Origin of the sequence: Marinobacter sp. LA51 (assembly GCF_030297175.1) — a bacterium.
GTDB lineage: Bacteria > Pseudomonadota > Gammaproteobacteria > Pseudomonadales > Oleiphilaceae > Marinobacter > Marinobacter apostichopi.
Genome location: NZ_AP028070.1, coordinates 2493344 through 2512570 on the forward strand (window position 1 = coordinate 2493344; position 19227 = coordinate 2512570).

Below are 19227 nucleotides of genomic sequence, written 5' to 3' on the forward strand. Positions count from 1 at the left end.
GCCTGCTCAACCCGCGAGATTTTTCGCTGCGGCTTCTGGGGCGCGCCGGCTCCTGGCTGGTTATCTTGATCAGTCATCAACGTTCACCCACTGGCGCATGACCTGGGCAACCCGGGCCGGGTCTTCTGCTATCAGGCCTTTCAGAGAATTCAGTTGCCTATCATAGCTGTCAGTGGCGCCGGGCAAAAGCAGATCATCCTGACCCGACATAGCTTGGCGCAATTCCTGGCCACCCTCGATGCTGTCCAGGTCGCCGTAGCCACGATCGCCGTCGGAGCCACTGCGCTCACGCTGACCGCTGCCAGACAGGCTCTTCAGGGTCGGGCGCAGCAAACCCAACACCAGGACCAGGATCACCAGGCCGGCCAGCACCTGCTTCATCAAGTCCCAGAACCAGGGTTGCTCCCAGAATCCCGGGGCCTCGAATTCAATGGATTCTTCCGGCGCAAAGGCTGTGTTCATCACCGTAACACTGTCACCACGAGCCGCCGAATAGCCGACCGCATCCCGCACCAACATGCTCAGGCGCTGAAGCTCCTGCTCAGGCCAGGGCTGGAAGCTGACTTCACCGGTTTGCGGATCCACCACCTTCATGTCGTCCACCGCCAGAGCTACGGTCACTCGCTTGATACGCCCCAACTCCTGGCGGACATAGCTGACGGTACGGTCCATCTCATAGTTGCGTGTTGCTTCGCGCCGGACATCCATAGGCTTGGCGGGCGCGGCCTCTTCGCCGTCGCCGGCGGCGGCTTGCTCAGGCACAGTGGCATCGGCCGGCGGCTGATTGGACAGCGCGCCCGGAATACCCAGCGGTCCTGCACCGGAAACCCTCTGCTCGGTCATTTCCCGCTCGCTGCGGACCGCCTGCTGTTCCGGATTGAACAACTCTTCTGCCTGCTCCACCGAGGAGAAATCCAGGTCCGCGGAAACTTCGGCCCGATACCGGCCTTCACCCACTATGGGTGAAATCAGCGATGTCACTCGCCGGCTCAGTCGTTCTTCGACCTTCGAGGTGTACTCGTACTGATCCTGCATGCGGTCAGTTTCACCGCCACCTTCCTGGCCTGTGAGCAGGTTGCCATTCTGGTCGACGACCGTGACGTTGCCTTTCTTCATCATCGGGATGCTGCCGGCGACCAGGTTCACCACCGCATTGATCTGCTCCTGCTCCGGGCGACGACCGGCAAACACCTCCAGGAATACAGAGGCGGATGGCTCGCGGGCATCCCGGACAAACACCGAACGCTCAGGAATGGCCAGGTGCACCCGGGCACTGCGGACACCGCGCATGGCACTGATGGTGCGGGCCAGTTCACCCTCCAGGCCGCGCCGATAGCTGATTGTTTCCATGAACTGCGAGGTACCCAGACCACGATCCTGATCCAGCAGCTCGTAGCCCATGGTTTGCTGATCCGTGACACCCTCGGCGGCCAGCTTGAGGCGTGCACTGTAGACCTGATCGGACGGAACCAGCAGTGCACCGCTTCTGGGATCCATTTTGTAGTCGATACCGTTGCTTTCGAGGATAGTGGTGACGTCCTGGGGGTTGTACGAGGACAGGTCACCCACGACCGGCTGGTAATTCGGCTCCTGCGCCCACAACACCACGGCAACGCCCAGCGCCACACTGGCCGCCAGGCCGACCATAAGACCGATCTGACGCAAAAGGTGCAGGCGATTGAAGCCCAGGAACATATCGCTGCCGCTCTCAGGGCCATCGGATGCCTGGGATGCCGGAACATTGGAAGATGTGGTTTGTGCAGGAACGCTGGCCATTGCTCTGCTCCGTTATCAGATCGGCATGTTCATGATGTCTTCGTAAGCGCGAACCACCCGGTTACGAACCTGGGTCAGTGCTTCGAAGGAGACAGAGGATTTCTGGGCCGCAATCATCACTTTGGTGATGTCCACATTGGGATCGCCCATGTCATAGGCGGTCCGGAGTTCGCCGGTGGTCTGCTGCAGGTCATTCACATTATTCACCGCTTTCCCCAGCATGTCGCTGAAGCTCGATGGTTCCTGTGTTTCCTGAACCTGGCGCGGGCCGTCAATTCGACCTCGCACCGACTGATCCTGCTGGATTTGCTGATTCTGCATCATCTGGGAACGCAGTGAGCGAATGTCTGACAGGACGCTGTTGATGTCGGCACGCTGGACCATAACTCTCTCCCAATTCCGCCGCTAGCCATGGCGGAGTGACTCATGGAAATCTATTAACGCATTAAAAGCAATCGGCGGGCCAACTAAACTTTAACGATATATATCAGAAAGTTAATGATAAATTCAGAAAGCGGGGATCGACGTGCGACGGAGTTTTGACAGCGTTGAAGCGCTTACAGGAAGCTCTCGGAAAGCGACTTTAAGAGCCATAAAAAAGGGCACTCAGGTGAGTGCCCAATGAAGGAGTCTTTAACAGAGGTCAGGCCATGGCCAATTCGGTATCCAGATCGATACCCGCATCGCGCATTTGAGCCAGTTTGTAACGAAGTGTCCGCGGACTGATACCGAGCTGCTCCGCTGCGCGATTTCGACGCCCACGCTCCTGCTTGAGTGTCTGAATAATGATACGGAACTCCTGTTGGCGCAGATCACTGCCCAAGGAGCTGGCCGCCGAGGGCTCATCGGCACCGAATGTTGACGGTTCATCGTCCGCCGGCTGACCGCGCAGGTAATCCTGCGATGGGCCGGGCTGCCCGACACCGTCCTCAGATGCTGGCCTCGCTGCAACGGGTGCCGGCGAGACGGGCCGACCAGTGATCCCGAGCTCCAGGCACAGGTCACCGGTATGAATGACATTGCCCTGCTGCAGAACCAGCGCCCGCTGAATCGCGTTATCCAGTTCCCGCACGTTGCCGGGCCAGGGATGACTCATCAATGCGTTTTTGGCATCGGAAGCGAAGGTGATGCCAGTCAGCTTCATCTTGCTGCAGTGCTTTTTCAGCAGCGACGTGGCCAGCGGCATAATGTCCAACGGACGTTCGCGCAGGGGCTGCCAGTGCATCGGGAACACGGTCAGCCGGTAATACAGATCTTCCCGGAATTTGCCTTCGCGAACGTAATCGCCGAGATCGCGGTTGGTGGTCGCAACTACCCGGACATCCAGGGCGATGGTCTTACGACCACCGACGCGCTCAACCTCTCGCTCCTGCAGCACACGCAGCAACTTGGACTGCAGGCCAAGGTCCATTTCCGAAATTTCATCCAGCAGAATCGTACCGCCATTGGCCTGCTCAAATTTACCCGGTGAGGCTGCAACCGCGCCGGTGAACGCGCCTTTCTCGTGGCCGAACAGGATCGCTTCCAGCATGTTCTCGGGAATGGCCGCACAGTTGATGGCAACAAACGGCTGTTCAGCCCGGGGAGACTGCTGATGAATAAAGCGGGCCAGTACTTCCTTGCCGGTGCCACTTTCACCGGAGATCATCACCGTCGAGTCGCTGCCGGCCACCTTGGTAGCCAACTGGAACATGCGCTTGCTGATCGGATCTTCGGCCACGGGCGCATCCGAAGACTTTTGACGCACGCCACCGACAATTTTGCTCACCGCCTGGACCAGCACCTGAGGCTCAAACGGCTTGACCAGATAATCGATGGCACCAGCCTGCATGGCGGAGACCGCATGACTGATCTGACCATAGGCGGTAATCAGCATCATCGGCAGGCCCGGGTACAACCGCTGCACTTCGGCCAGGAGTTCATGGCCAGACAACCCCGGCATGTTGACGTCGCTGACCACCATGTCCACCGGCGCTTCTGCCAGGCGGGCCAGAGCCTCTTGGGCATTGGCCGCCTCGCGCACCCGGAACTTGGACAGCTCCAATGTGGTTACCAATGCCTCGCGCAGGTCATGGTCATCCTCAACGATCAGAATCTGGGCCTTGGCCATGGTTGCCTCCGATTAAAAGTTATTCTTCAGTTGCGGCAGGCGTAGGGTGGCAACCGCGCCACCCTACGCCAGCGCTTCAATATGGAACTGGCCCTGATGGGCCTTTACCACAGCCTGGACAACCGCCAGGCCGAGACCGGTACCGTGGGACTTGGTGGTGTAGAACGCTTCCAGCAAACGCCCGGCCTCCGCGGACGGGAATCCCGGACCATTGTCGACCACCCGGATGACCAGCTCACTGCCCTCGGCCACCACCTGTACGGCAACCGCAGTAGCGCCGGCTTCCAGGCTGTTATTGACCAGGTTGGTGCAAGCTCCGACCAGCGCATCGCGGTTACACATTAATCGGCAATCGCCAGAAACCTCGTCCACAATCGATACCGTGGTTCCTGCATTAACTTTCAGTCCCTCTAGCGCAGAGTCCAGCGCCGATACCAAGGTCTCAGCGGACAACTCCTCCGCCAGCCGGGTCTCACCGCGGGCGAAAATCAGCATGTCGCGCACCTGCTGTTCCAGGTGCGTGAGACGGGACATCAAGCGTGACGCGCAGCGCTGGCGCATCTCTTCATCAAGATCTTCCTGGCTCAGATGGCCGCCATACAAAATGGCTGCTGACAGCGGAGTACGGATCTGGTGCGCCAGCGAAGCGACCATTTTGCCCATGGCCGACAGACGCTGGGCATGAGAAAGCTGCGACTGAAGCTGGCGAGTTTCCGTCAGGTCCGTCAGCAGGATCAGCTGGCCGGGCTGGTTTTCCATGGTCCGGATTTCAATGCTCACCCGGCGACCGTCTTTCAGGGAGACTTCGTGGCCGTCGTCCCGACGCGGCGCGAAACACCGACGGATAACATCTACCCAGCGCTCTCCGTCGAGAGGCTCTCCCAACAGCGAAATGGCCGCCGGGTTGGTCTGGGTCACTACACCCTGACTGTCCAGTACCACCACGCCCGCTGGCAGTGCCTTCAACAGTGTCGACAGGCGATCAGCAAGCTGCTCTTTTTCTTCCAGTTCCTGCTGACGCTGCAACGTTTCCTGGGACAGCTCACCGGATAGCTGATTCACCCGGGATTCGAGAGTGCGGTAGGAATCGGTAATCTGCCGGGACATGCGGTTAAACAGCTCCAATGCCGAATCCACCGCCTCGTCGTCCTGCTCCGGGAATAGGGCCGTGACCTTGTCGTTGACGTCTGCCGCCGCATTCGCCCCGGCTTTCTGTGCCTCGGACTGGATAACAAAATGTGCCTGACTCATACCTTCGCCCCCTGACCGGCCCAACCCTTAGGCCGCACCATTCGGATTATTCGTTTGCAGGAGTAGTAAGCCAGCACCGTGCCAAGTCTAATTTTTCCTTAATTATCAGCAAGAAAGAAAATTCAAATGACAGGCCGTGACGGTTTTATGTCGGCCAGAAACGCGAACGGCGCCATCGGTTACAAACCTTTGACGCCGTCATTCAGGAGGGACCCGGGACTTTCTGTCGCCAGAAAATGCCCAAACTCATACTCAGGATTCTTCCGGCTCTTCTTCTCTGAGCCCGTACTTTCGAACCTTCTCCACCAGGGTGGTTCGCCGGATCCGGAGCTTCTCGGCTGCCCGAGCCACTACGCCGCCGGCTTCATCCAGTGCCTGCTGGATCAGCTGCTTTTCCAGATTCGACAGGTAATCCTTCAGATCAATGCCATTGACCGGCAGCAGCGCTGGTGCATCCAGCCCCACCAGGCCCGGAATTGCAGATGGCATACCGGTGTCCTCCACCGGGCGGTTCTCGTCGTAGTCGTCCACGTAGCGGAACTTCTTCGGCAACTCCTGAACGCCAATAACACCGTAGGGGTGCATGATGGCCAGCCGCTCAACCAGGTTCGCCAGCTCCCGCACATTTCCCGGCCAATTGTGGCGGCACAGACTCATGATGGCCGCTGAGTTCATCCGTAGCGAGCCACGCTTTTCTTTTTCCATGCGCGCGATCAACTCGTTAATAAGCAGCGGGATGTCTTCCACCCGCTCACGCAGGGCTGGCATTTCGATGGGGAAGACGTTCAGGCGGTAGTACAGATCCTCCCGGAAATTACCAGACTCGATCATGTCTTCCAGATGCTTGTGGGTCGCGGCAATGATCCGCACATCCGCAGACAAGGTTCGGTTGCTGCCAACTCGCTCAAAGGTTCGCTCCTGGAGCACACGCAGGATCTTGACCTGCATGTTCAACGGCATATCGCCGATTTCGTCCAGGAACAACGTGCCACCCTCGGCCATTTCGAAGCGGCCGACCCGCGCGGTGATGGCGCCCGTAAATGCGCCTTTTTCATGACCGAACAGCTCGCTCTCCAACAACTCCGCCGGAATAGCACCACAGTTCACCGGCACAAACGGCTTGTCGCGGCGTGCGGAGTGATAATGCAGATTGCGGGCGACCACTTCCTTGCCGGTACCGGACTCGCCGGTGATCAGCACACTGACGTCCTTATCGGCGACCTGCTCCATCAGCTGGCGCACCTGGTGGACCTTGCGAGAGGTGCCGACCAGACTCCGAAATAACTGCAGCCCGCGCTGCTGGCCACGCTCCCGGGAACGACTGAACTGGTCCCGATAGATCTGGGCCCGGTACAGCGAATCAACAAACTTGGTGTAATTCAGCGGCCATTCCATTCGCGCGATGACCCGGGCGGAGTCCTCAGCGGACAATCCCTTGAGCGCCGGATCGCCAACCATCAGCAGTGGAACACCCTTGGTGCTGGCACAGATGGCAGCAACGGTATCGACAACGTTATCGTCCTCGCCATTGATGACGGCCACTCCAACGTCATCAAGGCTGTCAGCATCGGCAGACTTCAAAAGCTCTAACGCGTCCGCCCCGTCAACGACCTGCTCTTCGCCAATGAACTCAAGAATCGTGACCATGTCCCTGCGTCTAGCATCATCGTCACTCAGCACGAGCACCTTGTTATTTTTGGACATTCACCAGAATCTCTTGATGGATTTGAGCGCTATTTAAGACTCTACAGACCTCAGAGTCAATTTTATGACGCTATTTTGGACGGTTGGAAGAGACGTTTTGGTACATCTTCGCAGCATTGCGATTTTGGTTTACACCCTTCAGTGCATTCTGCGCTTCCTGCCGAGCCCGAACGGCTCCCTGATCCATCGCGTCAACCAGCTGCTGCATCTCCTCGAGTCGGGTCCGCACCTCATCCGCACTCAATTCCTGGGCTTCCAGCGCCACAATCAAAGGCTCGGCCGCAGGCTGCACCTGACGATTCAGTTCCGCAAGCCGATCCCAGTCCTGCTCGCTCAGCGCACGTCCGAGGTCTGCCATCAACTGGTCAAACTGATCCAGGTGTTCTTGGGCTTCGGCCATGGTGCGCTCTCCTGTCAGGTGCTTTTGATAACCATCGATCAGCGACGCGCGTCGCGACGGGCGGCAGACGCGGTGAAATCACCGCCGCGGAATCCCGGGTTGAAGTCATATGCCGGAAAACCGTCATCCAACCCATCAATGTAATAACGTTCAGCGTTCAGATCGTACGTCATTTCCATGGTAGTCCAGAACACCGGTTCACTGTAATAGCTAATATTGTGAGCTTCGGACACTCGCCACAGATTGCCGTTCTGGTCGTATTCCTCCGATGCAAGGATCTGCCAACTGTCTTCGTCGAGGTAGAAGACCCGACGATCGTAGATGTGACCAATGCCGGTCCGTCGCTTCGCCTCTACCACCCAGACCCGATGCAACTCATAACGAGTCAGGCTCTGATTGATATGCCGTGCCCGGATCACGTCGTCGGGCTTCACATCGCTGTCGTGCAACACATAAGCGTTGTACGGCACGAACAGCTCGCGCTTGCCCTTCAGGGTCCAGTCATACTGATTGGGAGCGCCGTTGTACATGTCCTTCTGATCCACCGAACGAAGGGACGAGGAATTTGGCAGGTCAGTCTCGTAAGCCAGATTAGGCGACCGCCGCAATCGACGGGAGCCGGCATCGTAACGCCAGGCCAGGCGCGGTGAACGGATCTGATCCAGTGTCTCGTGTACCAGGGTAATGGTGCCAGCCAGGGATGATGGCGAAATGGTATCGGTCTTCAGGTAGAAAATCTTATTGTCGATCTCTTCCAGTTCAGCGCCTTTCTTGCTGTAGCCAATAAAATATTCGTAGTCATTGACCACGGGGTTGTAGGAACCGTCTCTCTGGGGAGTCGCTGACGCACTGCGGAAGGCCACTTCGGTGCCACGATACCGAAGAATGTGATTCCAGATCGCCTCGAGACCATTGGCCGGAATCGGGAACGGGCTGGTCATGATGGTATTCCGAACCCCATTACCATTGTCCAGCAGTTCGGCTGTTACCGCATTTTCCCGGGATTTTTCGTAAACGTGCTCCGGAAAAGCGGCAGTGCGACGGGTCTGGTACACCGGCATGAAAAAATCCGCCCCGTATTGCTCCAGCATCCGGGCATGACCGTCAGACAACTTATCTCGGTACAAATGCAGATTCTCGGCGGAGATGATAAACAGGGGTTCATCTTCAGGGAACGGGTTGGCTTCAACCTCGCCCTTGTGCCAACCATCCGGCGGCGTTTTCAGCCCGCCCGTCCACGCCGGAATCGTACCGGCACTGTTAGCGCTCCGCTCGGCACCCACTGGCGTCAGCTCCTGCCCCAATGCTTTGGCCTCTTCCGCAGCAACTTTTCCCAAAGCTGCCCCGGATACGCCCAGCAAAACCGCCGCCATACCCGCGACCACAAATTCCCGCATCCCTATCTCTCCAAATTCATACAATTCGATGGCTGCCGCCACTACCGGTCAAAACGGCATGAGCGCCGCTTACCCCGCACCACTCACGACGGAGCATCTTTTGCCAAATTCAAACGCCCGTTTCAAGTCAACAATTGTGTTTTCTTGTGAAACCAAACTGCCGCCGTAGTTGGAAACCGAAGGGGGGAAGAATTTTTCAGCCAAAAATGTTACGCTGGCCGACTGACTAAACGGGTTAAAACGACGCATCCGGATCGCAGGTAACGCATGGCCTCACAATGGCATTCACTGGTGTCGCAGAAATTGGTACTTGCGCGGGTTCTGTTGAGCCAGGCAACTTCCGGCGACCCGCAATCTGATTCTGAGGCGGCGCAAGCCCTTGGCCGTGAAGCGGTGAAACAGGGTTCCATTGAACTGCTTTTGCGTGCTCGCGGACTTTTGCTGGTGATGGCTGCCCGCCTCTATCAGCATCGTGCGGAGGAACCGGCAACTCTTGATGAGTTGGCGGCATTGATCGGAGATGAGTCCAACGAGGTCTCGCAGTTAAGACAACTGGCAGGTCAGGCCAACAGCTGGTGGAACCATCTTGACCAACTGACAGCATCTCAGAGTCGGCCACCGGCCACCCGCAAATCGGTGTCTGCGGACAACATTATTGCGGTGTCTGCCGATACCGGGCCCGACCGTTCCACTGACGCCCTGCGCCAGACTCTGAACGACATGAAAATTTTTGCCGATGCCCTGGAAGAACAGCACAGCGAGTGGTAACCAACCGCTGGCACCCCAGGCCTCACTAATTGAAAGGTTTAACGAATGTCACCGTCATTTTTTGAAATCGTACAACTGAGCAACGGCGACTATGCATTGCGCCGCATTGACGACGATAGCGCACCGCTTGTGAAGATCTCTTTTTCCGACGAAGCACGGGAAATGATGGAAGACCGGGATATGAACGTAGCCAAGGCAATGATCGCAGCCGGTATTGAAGCGGTTGGCAACGTCGCCCACGACATTGACTGGGAAGACGATGAACTTGAGGCGGCCGAGCCTCAACCTTCCTACACCCTGCACTGAAACTTCTTTTCAGGCGTAGCTATTCAGCTCCTGCTACGCCGCTTTGGCCGGCCTCGTAATCCGAGGCCGGCTACATCTCCCGAACAGCGTGGCTTCAGCGCTGCCGAAGCACCACACCATGACTGTTACCAGTCGCTGACGCCCTTTGCAGGGCCTCAAACGCAGGCTTTGCAAGCTTCCGGCTCCACAGCACCACCGCGTGACAGGTTCCGGCACTGAGTGCCCGCTCGGCCAGCTCTTGCGCTGAGTGGTCAGCAGTGGATCTCAGTACCAGCAACTCACCGGTTACAATACCGTGCATGGTTTGCCACTTGCTCACCAACGCCTGCGGTGGATCGATCCAGGCCAGCCAACGGCGCTCCTGATTGAGTTGGGTCAACATCGGCAGCAAGAGCTGGAAGTTTTCAACCTGCCCTTCCGGCAGAATGATCTCGGTCACATTCCCAGTCACCGCAGGCTCGGCTTTCTCGGTTCGGCGACGGGCGCGTATCACAGAACGTCGCTCAGCGGCCGCAGAGGGCGGGACCGCACGAGACAGAGCACCGTGCTGATAAGCCATATTCTGATTGAAGCTCAATTGTTCCATGATTCACCCGCTTTCCGACTTTCTGTGGCAATCCGACAGGATCAGTGCAGATCCGACTTGCGGATCACACCCACTCCCAACCCTTCGATAAACAGCTGCTGCTCGGTAAGATCCACCTCAATGGGCGCAAACTCATCGTTTTCCGCAATTAGGTAGACCTTCGACCCTTCCTTACGGAAGCGCTTGACCGTCACTTCTTCTTCTCCTACCCGGGCCACCACTACCTGGCCGTTATGCACATCCTGAGTCCGGTGCACCGCCAGCAAATCGCCATCGAGAATACCGATGTCCTTCATGCTCATGCCCCGCACCCGCAGCAGGTAATCAGCCGATGGTGAAAAGAAGCTGGGTTGGAGCGTGACGTGATCTTCAATGTGCTCCTGGGCAAGGATTGGACTACCCGCAGCCACCTGACCAATAACCGGCAAACCCAGATCTTCCTCTGCTTCCGGCAACCGGATACCGCGACTGGCACCGGGTACCATTTCGATGGCCCCCTTGCGGGCCAGGGCACGCAAATGCTCTTCGGCGGCGTTAGCCGAGCGAAACCCGAGCTCTGCGGCAATTTCCGCACGGGTCGGCGGATAACCCGTTTCGTCCAGATAGCGCCGGATAATGTCCAGCACCTGAGATTGCCTTGCTGTTAGCTTCATTGAGCTACTCCATTGCACGTCCATTACATGGATCCCGGAACTGGCGACCTTCTGCCAGCCCTGTTTTTATATACAGTAAAATGACTATATACAGTGTTTTATCCAGTGTAAAGCCTGACATCGGATTTTCTATCGCGTGCGGAACCCTTAACGTAATGGCGAGTGTGGTATGGTAATTCCACCAATACTACCGTGCTAGGGAGCGCTATGACTCAATCCAGTGACTGCAAGATGCCAGACATTATGAACACCGAGGGCGGCGACGAACGCCGCGTCGGGATTGAGATCGAATTGTCCGGGCTCGGCTACGATGCACTGGTAAAACTGGTGGCACGCTGCCTCGACACTGAACCCAAGCTTGATTCCCGCTATGTAACCAAGCTGGCAACAGACCTGGGTGACTTCACCATTGAACTGGATTCCGACCCGATCAAGGATCTGGATCTGGCCGATCAGCGCCTGCCTGATTCCATCCGCGAGCTGGGCGGCCAGGCCATGGAAGTGATCGACGCCGCCGCCGAGCGCATCGTGCCACTTGAGATCATCAGCCCACCGGTGCCATTTTCCCACGTGACCCGGGTGGAAGCGCTGATGGAGACACTGCGCGAGGAAGGTGCACTGGGTAGTCGGGAAGCAATCTATTACGCTTTCGGCCTGCAGCTGAATCCGGAGCTTCCGGACCTGGAGCCGAATACGCTGGTGCGCTATTTCCAGGCCTTTGCGGTTCTGTATGACTGGCTAAAATCTCGCCACCAGCTGGATATCAGCCGGAAGTTCACCACCTACATTGAACCCTGGAGCAGCAAATACGTCGAGCTGTTGATGAAGGACGACTACAACCCGGATCAGGCGCAGTTGATGCGGGATTATCTGGATTCCAATCCGACCCGGAACCGGGCGCTTGACCTGTTGCCGCTGTTCGCCCACCTGGACGATGAGTTGCTCAGTGAGTACGTGGTCGATCCGCGGATCAAGAGCCGCCCCACACTGCATTACCGGCTGCCCGACTGCGACATCGATAACCCGTCGTGGCACTTTTCCAGTGTCTGGAACGACTGGGTGGTCCTGGAACAGATCGCCGGCAACGCCTCCCATCTGGCCGAGCTGCGTGCGCTCTACCGGGAGAGCGGCAAGATCAACCTGCACAACCTGACTCACAGCTGGCTAGAGACCACTACCGAGTGGTTGGAAAGCAGAGGTTATGTCTGAGCGCAAGGAAATGGACAGCGAAATTCCAGGACTTACCATTGGCATCAGCGGCCCGGCTCGGAAAGGAACTGCCCAGCGCCTGATCAGCCTGGGTTTGCGCATGCATGGGGCCCGCACCCATTACATTCGTCCGGGCTCCAACACCAACGTAACGCTGCTGGATGGTCTGGTTCTGTCCGGCGGTACCCACGTGCATCCGGAACGCTACGGCCAGCAGCCACAGGTAACGGCCCACTACGACCAGCAGCGCGACGCCACCGACCGGCGGCTGCTGGAAGAGGCTGAACGCATTGGTATTCCGGTACTGGGCATCTGTCGCGGCGCCCAGTTTATCAACGTGTTCCACGGTGGTTCCCTATGCCAGAACGTCACTCCTCTGCGGGTAAATACGCGGCATCGACCACTGCTGTTGCCCATGCAGACGGTGCGCCTGGTTACCCCTAGCCGGCTTGGGCGCCTGATGCAGTCCTCGGTAATCGGAGCCAATCGCATCCACAGTCAGGCCATCAAACGGCTGGGCAAAAATCTCCAGGTGGTTGCCCTCGACAACGATCATTTTGTGCAGGCCATTGAAAACACCCACCAGCAGTGGCTGATGGGTGTGCAGTGGCATCCGGAGTACCTGCTTTACCACAGCGGCCATCGTCGTATTTTTCAGGAGTTTGTTCAGGCCGCCCTGAACTTCAAGCTGAGTCGCCTGGAACCGGAAACCGAAGAGTCCGGGCTCGAATTGCGTTCACAGGAGGGATAATCGATGAACCCAAAGACCTGCCTACGACTGCTCTGCACCCCACTGGCCTTTATACCGGTCTTTTTACCGGCACTCGCCCTGGCCGGCGAAGTGTCACTGAAAGGAGAAGGCAGCGTACGCTATCAGCCCGACAGCGCCCGACTGCAATTTACCGCCAGCGCTGAACATGAACTGCCGCAGAAGGCCACCGAACAGGTCGCCACGCTCATGGGTCAGTGGCGCGAGGCCATCGACGAATACCAGGCCCGGCTTCAGGACTATTCCGACGCGAATGTGAATCTGTACAGCCGAACCCTGCCGCCCAGAGACCGCGATGAAGAGCCCCGGACCCGTGCCGTGGCCTCACAGACGGTCTCGTTCCAGATCAACGATCTTGCCCTGCTCAACCCCCTACTTGAACAGGCCCAATCCATCGGCCTGACCTATCACCTCGGACCGAACCAGTTTTTCCACTCAGACGAAGACGGGCTGGAGCGCCAGGCCCTGGCCAATGCCATCGCCGATGCTCGTTCGCGCTGCGACTTCGTGGCCGAACAGCTGCAACAGAGCTGCGGCGAGGTGGTTTCGATCAACGTGGATGGCGGTTTCCGGCCCATGCCCATGAGGATGGCAGAGGCCAAGGGTAGCGCCGACACCGTGACCAACGTGGGTGTCCGGGAGGTCACCGCCACGGTCAACGCCACCTTCAAGCTGAACTGAATTCAGAAATCCCGGGTGTAGAAGATATCCAGGGAGGCGGCCAGGCCACTGGCCGCCTCCAGATAAAAATACCGGCCCAGATCATAACGCAGAGCCACGGTGGTGATCGGCTCGAACACCCCGACCCCGTAACGGACACTGAGTTCCTCGGTCAGGTAGCCACTGGCCACCACTGAGGTCTGCTCGCCGCTGCCCTCCGCCTCAAGTGTCAGCCGATCAATACCAAACTCTTCCCCCAGCTTCCCGGTCACTTTATTCGCCTGAGTCAGCCCCAGAGAAATGGCGGCACCACTCATCTGACCTTCATCGCCCCGACTTTCCGGTGCGCGTCCGAGAATGATGTAGGACAGAGCGTCGGTCTGGGGCATATCCGGCGTCGAAAACACCTCGGTAGTGGGCGACTGCACCGGTCCGCTCAATCGAATACCCGCCACCACCGTGTCCACGGTGCGCACAGCTTCAATGTTCAGATAAGGCTGGGTCAGATTGCCGACAAACAGGATGCGGGCGGTACGCAGCTCCAGTTCCTGGCCAAACTTCTCGTACGTGCCGTTAACCAGCCTCAGGGTGCCCCGGGTGTCCAGGTTGTTGCCAATCCGCAGCGTGCCCTCAAGATCGCCAGTTACGCCAAAGGCATCAAAGGTGACCCGGTCTTCGCCGACGACTACAGTGACATTCATATCCAGGTTCTTGATAACCGGCTCTTCCCGCTCCACCCCGACGATCACTTCGTCCTCGGAGACGGTAATCGCCTGCTCCGGCAGCCCTCTGATTTCAATGCTGCCGCGGGGCACGCCCACTTCACCGGCAACCCGGAGTTCGCCGCGCTGGAATCCAATGGTGAGATCGGGCGCCAACTCAACCTGGGCATAGGGCTCGAGGCTGAACGGAATCCGATCACCGGATATCCTCACCTGCCCTTCCGGAGCATCCGCCCAGTCCACCGACCCTTCCAGGGTGATCTCACTGCGGTCATTACTGCGAATTTTGCCACTGATGTCCGCTGAGTATCCGTTCAATGCCAGACTGATCGCCACGTCCTCAAGCGGAATTGGCAAGGTCGGGTCGACGACACGCCCATTGGTCAGATCTAGCTGGCCGTTCACCGCCGGCTTCATTAGCGGTCCGGACAAGGTGCCCTGGCCATCAATCTGGCCGGACACCTCTTCCAGGCCGGCAAAAATACCGGCCAGGGAAATATCCAGTCCTGTCAGACTGTACTGTCCTACCAACTCCCGCTTCGCCGATCTGGGATCGACAGCTACCTGTGCTGACAACTCCCCCAGTTTCGGCCCGGCGAGCTGAACGTCGAGATCAGCCCGGTCCGGCTTCAGCGTTAAAACAGTAACAAAACGATCGTAACTGAGAGGCTCCCACTGCTCTTCGACCTGAACCTCAAACTCCCCACTGCCGGCATCGATCCTGATCTGACCGGCTGGGCCACTGTCAGGCAGGGTAACGTCAATTTCGCCATTCAGCCGACCTTGCCAGCGCAGACGCTCTGGCAGCAGGGGATCCAGGGCCGTAGCGGGGAAATTGTTAATCCGATAGGCCAGGTCAGGCGTCGGAAGAAGGGTCTGATCGTCGGCGCAAACAGTACTTTGCTGCCAACGCCAGCAATGCTGACCCACCGTAAGCTCACCTTTTCCTGCCGCCTTGTAGGCCAAGGCCGCCGGGCTTTGCAGAGTCCAGCGCTGATCATGATCTGGAATTTCGATCAGCCCCTCTGCGAGCGCACCCTGCCAGGCGGTCCAGGTGTCACCGTCAAAACCACCCCTAAACAGCACGCGAACCGACGCATCGGCATGCTCAAGCAGGGCTTCCAACCGATGCTCGTCCCGGGTTCCCGAGACGGCAATATCCAGCGACTCCAGAGTCTGCCCAGAGGCCGCGACTTCTTTCGCCCGAATGGTCGTATTGATCCGGAGACCGGGTTTCACCGCGGCATCGACGTCCAGATTGGCGACGGTCACAGTGTCTTGCCAGGCCAGCTTTTTCGCGCTGGCGGTTAAGGTTCCGGAGGGATCGTCAGGCGTACCGGCAACATTCAGCTCCGCATTCAACTGGCCGGCCAGGCCGTCCAGAAGGTCGCCGGGAGCCGGCAACGCCAGGTTAAACTCGCCACGCAACCGATCGCCCCAGGCCCCGGAACCCACCAGTTCGTTCTCGCCAACCGACACCTGAAGCGCAGAGACCTCCCAATTCCCGGATGAGGTATCCAGGGTACCGCTGGCACTTGCCGGCTTGTCCTGCCATTGCCCGCCTAGATCCCAGCGGGCCTCAATCAGCGGAATGGTGCCTTCCCGGACCTGACCCTCAGTTTTGATATCGCCGCTGAGGCTAGCACTGAGGGCCGGGAGCCAATAACCGGGGTTGAAATCGTCAAGTTTCAGCGCCGCCTGCCAGGACACCGGGCCAGCGAATGCCACCTTACCCTTGCCGGCCACCGATCCCGCCTCCGTCTTTACCTGGAGGTCGGTCAGTGTGACCTTTTCCAGGTCACCGTCCACGTCCGACGACAGTGTTGCCTTGCCTTGAGGACCGTCCACATCCGCCTCGACACTGGCCTGATACTGGCCATTCGACCAGCTCACCGAGCCATCCACCCGATTCAGCGCAACAGCGGGTTTCTCGATATCGGGCAGCAACGAGTACCAGGGGAAACGGCTAAGTGCCAGTTCAGCTCTGGCCTCCAGTCCGTCCCGCCAGCTCACCTGTCCGCGCACACTCGCCTGCCCTTCTCCTTCCGAAGTGCGGGTGGATAGCACCAGATTCACGTCGGTGGCGGATTCGGTGTCGACTTTGCCGGACAGAGAAAGCGAGATCGGCCCTTCAGAGCCTGGCAGGGTCGCCTCACCTCGGGTCTGGAATCCTGAAGCCAGACTGCCATCGGCCGCCACAAACCAGTCCTTCAGCACCAGGGTATCGGGCACCGAATCCATGGCCCTGAACTGTTTTGACGTGATGCGGAGGCGGGCCGGCAGGGTTGTATCCAGCGGTGCAACCTCACCTTCCAGCGTGGCATCCAGATAGCCACGGCTTTGTCCCGAGATCCTGAGATCCCGAGCACTGCCGCTCAGATTCAGGTCGACCGCCCAGCGATCACCGGATGGTGGCGGCAGGGTCGCTTGCACATTGAGGTCTACAGGCCAGTCTCGACGTGTAGTCACCCGGCCGGAGGCAGTGACCTTATAGTCACCGAGTTGGTAAAGCCCGCTTTCCAGTTGCCAGTCCGCGCCTGAGCCGCCGGCCGACAACTCCAGACGATCCCAGACCCGGCTGCCATTCAGGCTGAACGGTCCCAGATTAACGTCCCCTACGCGGACCCCCACCGGCAACTCCAGCGCCGGCAACTCTATCTCTTGGGTGGGCTCTTCAGTCTCGGACGAGGGTTGAACCCGAACGTCCAGATGCTTGGCCCGGAGAGTATCGAGACAAATTTGTGCTTGCAGCAGACAGGAAGGGGACCAGTCAATCAGCGCCGACTCCACTTCCACATTCACGCCAAAGCCTTGCCAGACCACCTCCGACGCCTGCCACTGGCCCAGCAGTGAGCCGCGGCCGTCTGTCACCTCCAGGCCAGGGATCTGATCAATCACCCACGCGGTGCCGGTTTCTGATCTGAGCGCCAGCAAAATCACGGCCATAAGCACCACGGGCAACAGAATCAGAACGGCCAGGGCCACCAGCAGCCAAAACCAGCCGGATCGGCGAGCCTTATCCTCTGTGTTGGTGTCCTGACCCTGCTGGTCGGGGCCACCCGGTTCGCGCTGTTCGGTCACAATTCAGGCCCCATGGAAAAGTGGATACGCCAGCCGCCGCCAAATTCCGGATTCAGGCCTTTCGCCACATCCAGGCGCAGTGGCCCCACGGGACTGATCCAACGCACACCAATGCCGGCACCGGTAGCCAGTGGATCGAACAAATCGTTGACAGCGTTGCCGTGATCCACGAACAGCGCCGCTCGCCATTGGTCGGCAAACTGGTACTGATATTCGACACTGCCCACCAGCAGGAAACGACCACCGACCGGAACCCCGTTTTCGTTTTCAGGCGACAGGGTTTCATAACCATAGCCGCGCACACTCTGGTCGCCACCCGCGAAGAACCGGAGCGACGGCGGCACATCTTCAAAACTGTTGGTGGCAACGCCACCGGCCTGAAGGCGCCCCAGGAATCGGTGATTATCGAAGATGGTATACAGCCCCTTGGCCAACGCGCTCGCGTGCAGCACATCCACAGTCGACAACACCGCCCGATGGGCGCCTGTGACATCAAACTGCAGGCGGTAACCCTTCGACGGGTCCAGTGCCGTGTCGGCGTAACGCCTGGAATAGCCTGCCCCGGGCAAAAACAGGCTACTGGTGCCGGACTCCTCATCGCCAATGTTGAAGCGCTCACCCTCCCAGCGCAGGGACAGCACCTGAAGCCAGCCGTTGTCCAGCTCATGTTGCCACTGCTGGCCAAACGTCAGCAGTTCCGACTCCACGTTCTCAATATCTTCCCGCTGATAACCGGCGGTCAGCCGGATCAGATCGGTCATGGGGGGCTCCAGCGGCAGTTCGTACCAGGCACTCACGTTCTGGCGCGGTACAGACAGCTCGGTGTCTGCGCCACGCTTGTGACCCATGGGGTTGATCCAATGTTCGCGCCAGTTGGCCCGGAACCGGGGCCCGACATCGGTCGAGAAACCCACCCCTACCCCGACTGAGCGCGGCGGGCGCCGAGTTACCGTAACAGACACGGGAATCACGCCATCCACGGCCTGGCTTGGAACGGCATCAATATCGACCCCAGAAAAATACCCGCTGCTGGAGAGATCCCGGTTCAGCTCGGCAACTTTGTCAGTGTGGTAGGAAGTGCCAGGCTCGAAGGTAACGAAATCATGGAGCAGGTCGGACTCGAAATAATGGCCTTCGGTAAAGGTGACCTCGCCCAACTGGTATCGCTCACCACTTTCGTACACCAGAGTTACCTCAGCGGTGCGATCTTCGGGATTTACCGTCAGGCGTTTTTCAACGAAGCTGCCATCGAAATAACCCCGCTGACGGGCACGAGTCTGGATGGTATCGCGCAGACTATTGTACTCGCCGTGATTGAGGACATCGCCCTCGGCCGGCTGTTTGGGCAGATTGTCGGTGAACTGGCTGTCACTCGAGGCTGCGCCGCGGATTTCCACGGTTCGCGACGTCACCCGCACGGGTTCGCCGGGCCGGATGGTCAGGATCAGTCTAGCGCCGTCATCGGAATCGCCCTCCTCCACACGCCAGGTGATCTGCGGCTCGTAGTAACCCAGGGCCCGCAAGGCCTTGCTCGCCTGGTCGACCGCCGTCGACGCATAACGCCGCAGGTTCGTAGCGTTACGCCCCTCAACCTCGCCGATAAAGGCTTCAGCATTGGTTTTGAGTGCCGGATAGTCGCCCTCGACCTTGACCTCGACCTGTTGGGCCCAACCGGACAGTGGCAACCACAGGATCAGAAGTGCGAGGAGCCGGCGCCGGCCTGTTGTCACAACATGGTTTCTAGAAAGCATCCGGCGGTTTCAGAGTTGGAATCGTGAGCGAAGGTTCATTCAAGCCTGCGAGTTTAACGACAGGTGGTCAAGTTAATCCGCCCC

General features: G+C 58.7%; 16 protein-coding genes. 5 read left to right on the forward strand and 11 right to left on the reverse strand.

From position 1 onward, the window contains the following. Positions 1 to 69: 69 nt before the first annotated feature. The 7 genes from fliF to QUE89_RS11480 all read right to left on the reverse strand — a co-directional run bounded on the left by fliF (position 70) and on the right by QUE89_RS11480 (position 8638). Positions 70 to 1776 carry a flagellar basal-body MS-ring/collar protein FliF gene (fliF, locus tag QUE89_RS11450; protein WP_286220212.1) on the reverse strand — a complete coding sequence of 569 codons (1707 nt, stop codon included), beginning with the start codon at positions 1774 to 1776 and terminating at the stop codon, positions 70 to 72. A gap of 15 nt (positions 1777 to 1791) precedes the next feature. After that, positions 1792 to 2160: a flagellar hook-basal body complex protein FliE gene (gene fliE, locus QUE89_RS11455; RefSeq protein WP_286220213.1), complete on the reverse strand. Its 369-nt coding sequence runs from the start codon at positions 2158 to 2160 to the stop codon at positions 1792 to 1794. 259 nt (positions 2161 to 2419) lie between these two features. After that, positions 2420 to 3886: a sigma-54-dependent transcriptional regulator gene (locus tag QUE89_RS11460; protein ID WP_286220214.1), complete on the reverse strand. Its 1467-nt coding sequence runs from the start codon at positions 3884 to 3886 to the stop codon at positions 2420 to 2422. A gap of 63 nt (positions 3887 to 3949) precedes the next feature. Then, on the reverse strand, positions 3950 to 5137 hold the full coding sequence (locus QUE89_RS11465) for a sensor histidine kinase (protein ID WP_286220215.1): 1188 nt from the start codon (positions 5135 to 5137) through the stop codon (positions 3950 to 3952). A gap of 252 nt (positions 5138 to 5389) precedes the next feature. Continuing rightward, positions 5390 to 6841, reverse strand: a complete 1452-nt coding sequence (locus tag QUE89_RS11470) for a sigma-54 dependent transcriptional regulator (protein WP_286220216.1) — start codon at positions 6839 to 6841, stop codon at positions 5390 to 5392. Positions 6842 to 6911: 70 nt separating this feature from the next. Then, on the reverse strand, positions 6912 to 7241 hold the full coding sequence (locus QUE89_RS11475) for an SOS cell division inhibitor (RefSeq protein ID WP_286220217.1): 330 nt from the start codon (positions 7239 to 7241) through the stop codon (positions 6912 to 6914). A 38-nt stretch (positions 7242 to 7279) separates the two neighbouring features. Further along, entirely contained in the window at positions 7280 to 8638 is a 1359-nt protein-coding gene (locus QUE89_RS11480; protein WP_286220218.1) for a DUF1329 domain-containing protein, read from the reverse strand. Positions 8639 to 8905: 267 nt separating this feature from the next. On the opposite strand from QUE89_RS11480, the gene QUE89_RS11485 reads away from it, so the two are divergent. Together QUE89_RS11485 and QUE89_RS11490 are read left to right on the forward strand one after the other, a co-directional pair. Next, positions 8906 to 9406 carry a DUF6586 family protein gene (locus tag QUE89_RS11485; RefSeq protein WP_286220219.1) on the forward strand — a complete coding sequence of 167 codons (501 nt, stop codon included), beginning with the start codon at positions 8906 to 8908 and terminating at the stop codon, positions 9404 to 9406. Between the two features lie 45 nt (positions 9407 to 9451). Continuing rightward, the gene (locus QUE89_RS11490) at positions 9452 to 9712 is read left to right on the forward strand and encodes a hypothetical protein (RefSeq protein WP_041341306.1); all 261 of its coding nucleotides are present in this window, start codon (positions 9452 to 9454) and stop codon (positions 9710 to 9712) included. A 94-nt stretch (positions 9713 to 9806) separates the two neighbouring features. Here QUE89_RS11490 and QUE89_RS11495 read toward each other — a convergent pair whose 3' ends face one another. Next, positions 9807 to 10298, reverse strand: a complete 492-nt coding sequence (locus QUE89_RS11495; RefSeq protein WP_286220220.1) for a cell division inhibitor SulA — start codon at positions 10296 to 10298, stop codon at positions 9807 to 9809. Between the two features lie 41 nt (positions 10299 to 10339). Continuing rightward, positions 10340 to 10951 carry a transcriptional repressor LexA gene (gene lexA, locus QUE89_RS11500; RefSeq protein WP_286220221.1) on the reverse strand — a complete coding sequence of 204 codons (612 nt, stop codon included), beginning with the start codon at positions 10949 to 10951 and terminating at the stop codon, positions 10340 to 10342. A gap of 207 nt (positions 10952 to 11158) precedes the next feature. Here lexA and QUE89_RS11505 point away from each other — a divergent pair, with 207 nt between their 5' ends. From QUE89_RS11505 to QUE89_RS11515, 3 genes are read left to right on the forward strand one after another with little or no spacing between them, the layout of a single operon-like run. Beyond that, positions 11159 to 12160 (forward strand): amidoligase family protein, encoded by a 1002-nt coding sequence (locus QUE89_RS11505; protein ID WP_286220222.1) that lies wholly within the window; start codon positions 11159 to 11161, stop codon positions 12158 to 12160. Next, positions 12153 to 12911, forward strand: a complete 759-nt coding sequence (locus QUE89_RS11510) for a gamma-glutamyl-gamma-aminobutyrate hydrolase family protein (protein WP_286220223.1) — start codon at positions 12153 to 12155, stop codon at positions 12909 to 12911. Before QUE89_RS11505 ends, QUE89_RS11510 begins: the two co-directional genes overlap by 8 nt. A 3-nt stretch (positions 12912 to 12914) precedes the next feature. Beyond that, positions 12915 to 13610 carry an SIMPL domain-containing protein gene (locus QUE89_RS11515; RefSeq protein ID WP_286220224.1) on the forward strand — a complete coding sequence of 232 codons (696 nt, stop codon included), beginning with the start codon at positions 12915 to 12917 and terminating at the stop codon, positions 13608 to 13610. Between the two features lie 2 nt (positions 13611 to 13612). On the opposite strand, the gene QUE89_RS11520 is transcribed toward QUE89_RS11515, so the two are convergent. Both QUE89_RS11520 and QUE89_RS11525 read right to left on the reverse strand, forming a co-directional pair. Further along, positions 13613 to 17392, reverse strand: coding sequence for a translocation/assembly module TamB domain-containing protein (locus QUE89_RS11520; protein ID WP_286220225.1), 3780 nt, complete (start codon positions 17390 to 17392; stop codon positions 13613 to 13615). Continuing rightward, on the reverse strand, positions 17389 to 19143 hold the full coding sequence (locus tag QUE89_RS11525) for an autotransporter assembly complex protein TamA (protein WP_286220227.1): 1755 nt from the start codon (positions 19141 to 19143) through the stop codon (positions 17389 to 17391). Before QUE89_RS11525 ends, QUE89_RS11520 begins: the two co-directional genes overlap by 4 nt. Between the last annotated feature and the right edge of the window lie 84 nt (positions 19144 to 19227).

Excerpts from the sequence above, each read along its gene's own strand:
- fliF (WP_286220212.1), bottom strand. The coding sequence starts at position 1,776 with ATGGCCAGCGTTCCTGCACAAACCACATCTTCCAATGTTCCGGCATCC.
- fliE (WP_286220213.1), bottom strand. The coding sequence starts at position 2,160 with ATGGTCCAGCGTGCCGACATCAACAGCGTCCTGTCAGACATTCGCTCA.
- QUE89_RS11460 (WP_286220214.1), bottom strand. The coding sequence starts at position 3,886 with ATGGCCAAGGCCCAGATTCTGATCGTTGAGGATGACCATGACCTGCGC.
- QUE89_RS11465 (WP_286220215.1), bottom strand. The coding sequence starts at position 5,137 with ATGAGTCAGGCACATTTTGTTATCCAGTCCGAGGCACAGAAAGCCGGG.
- QUE89_RS11470 (WP_286220216.1), bottom strand. The coding sequence starts at position 6,841 with ATGTCCAAAAATAACAAGGTGCTCGTGCTGAGTGACGATGATGCTAGA.
- QUE89_RS11475 (WP_286220217.1), bottom strand. The coding sequence starts at position 7,241 with ATGGCCGAAGCCCAAGAACACCTGGATCAGTTTGACCAGTTGATGGCA.
- QUE89_RS11480 (WP_286220218.1), bottom strand. The coding sequence starts at position 8,638 with ATGCGGGAATTTGTGGTCGCGGGTATGGCGGCGGTTTTGCTGGGCGTA.
- QUE89_RS11485 (WP_286220219.1), top strand. The coding sequence starts at position 8,906 with ATGGCCTCACAATGGCATTCACTGGTGTCGCAGAAATTGGTACTTGCG.
- QUE89_RS11490 (WP_041341306.1), top strand. The coding sequence starts at position 9,452 with ATGTCACCGTCATTTTTTGAAATCGTACAACTGAGCAACGGCGACTAT.
- QUE89_RS11495 (WP_286220220.1), bottom strand. The coding sequence starts at position 10,298 with ATGGAACAATTGAGCTTCAATCAGAATATGGCTTATCAGCACGGTGCT.
- lexA (WP_286220221.1), bottom strand. The coding sequence starts at position 10,951 with ATGAAGCTAACAGCAAGGCAATCTCAGGTGCTGGACATTATCCGGCGC.
- QUE89_RS11505 (WP_286220222.1), top strand. The coding sequence starts at position 11,159 with ATGACTCAATCCAGTGACTGCAAGATGCCAGACATTATGAACACCGAG.
- QUE89_RS11510 (WP_286220223.1), top strand. The coding sequence starts at position 12,153 with ATGTCTGAGCGCAAGGAAATGGACAGCGAAATTCCAGGACTTACCATT.
- QUE89_RS11515 (WP_286220224.1), top strand. The coding sequence starts at position 12,915 with ATGAACCCAAAGACCTGCCTACGACTGCTCTGCACCCCACTGGCCTTT.
- QUE89_RS11525 (WP_286220227.1), bottom strand. The coding sequence starts at position 19,143 with ATGCTTTCTAGAAACCATGTTGTGACAACAGGCCGGCGCCGGCTCCTC.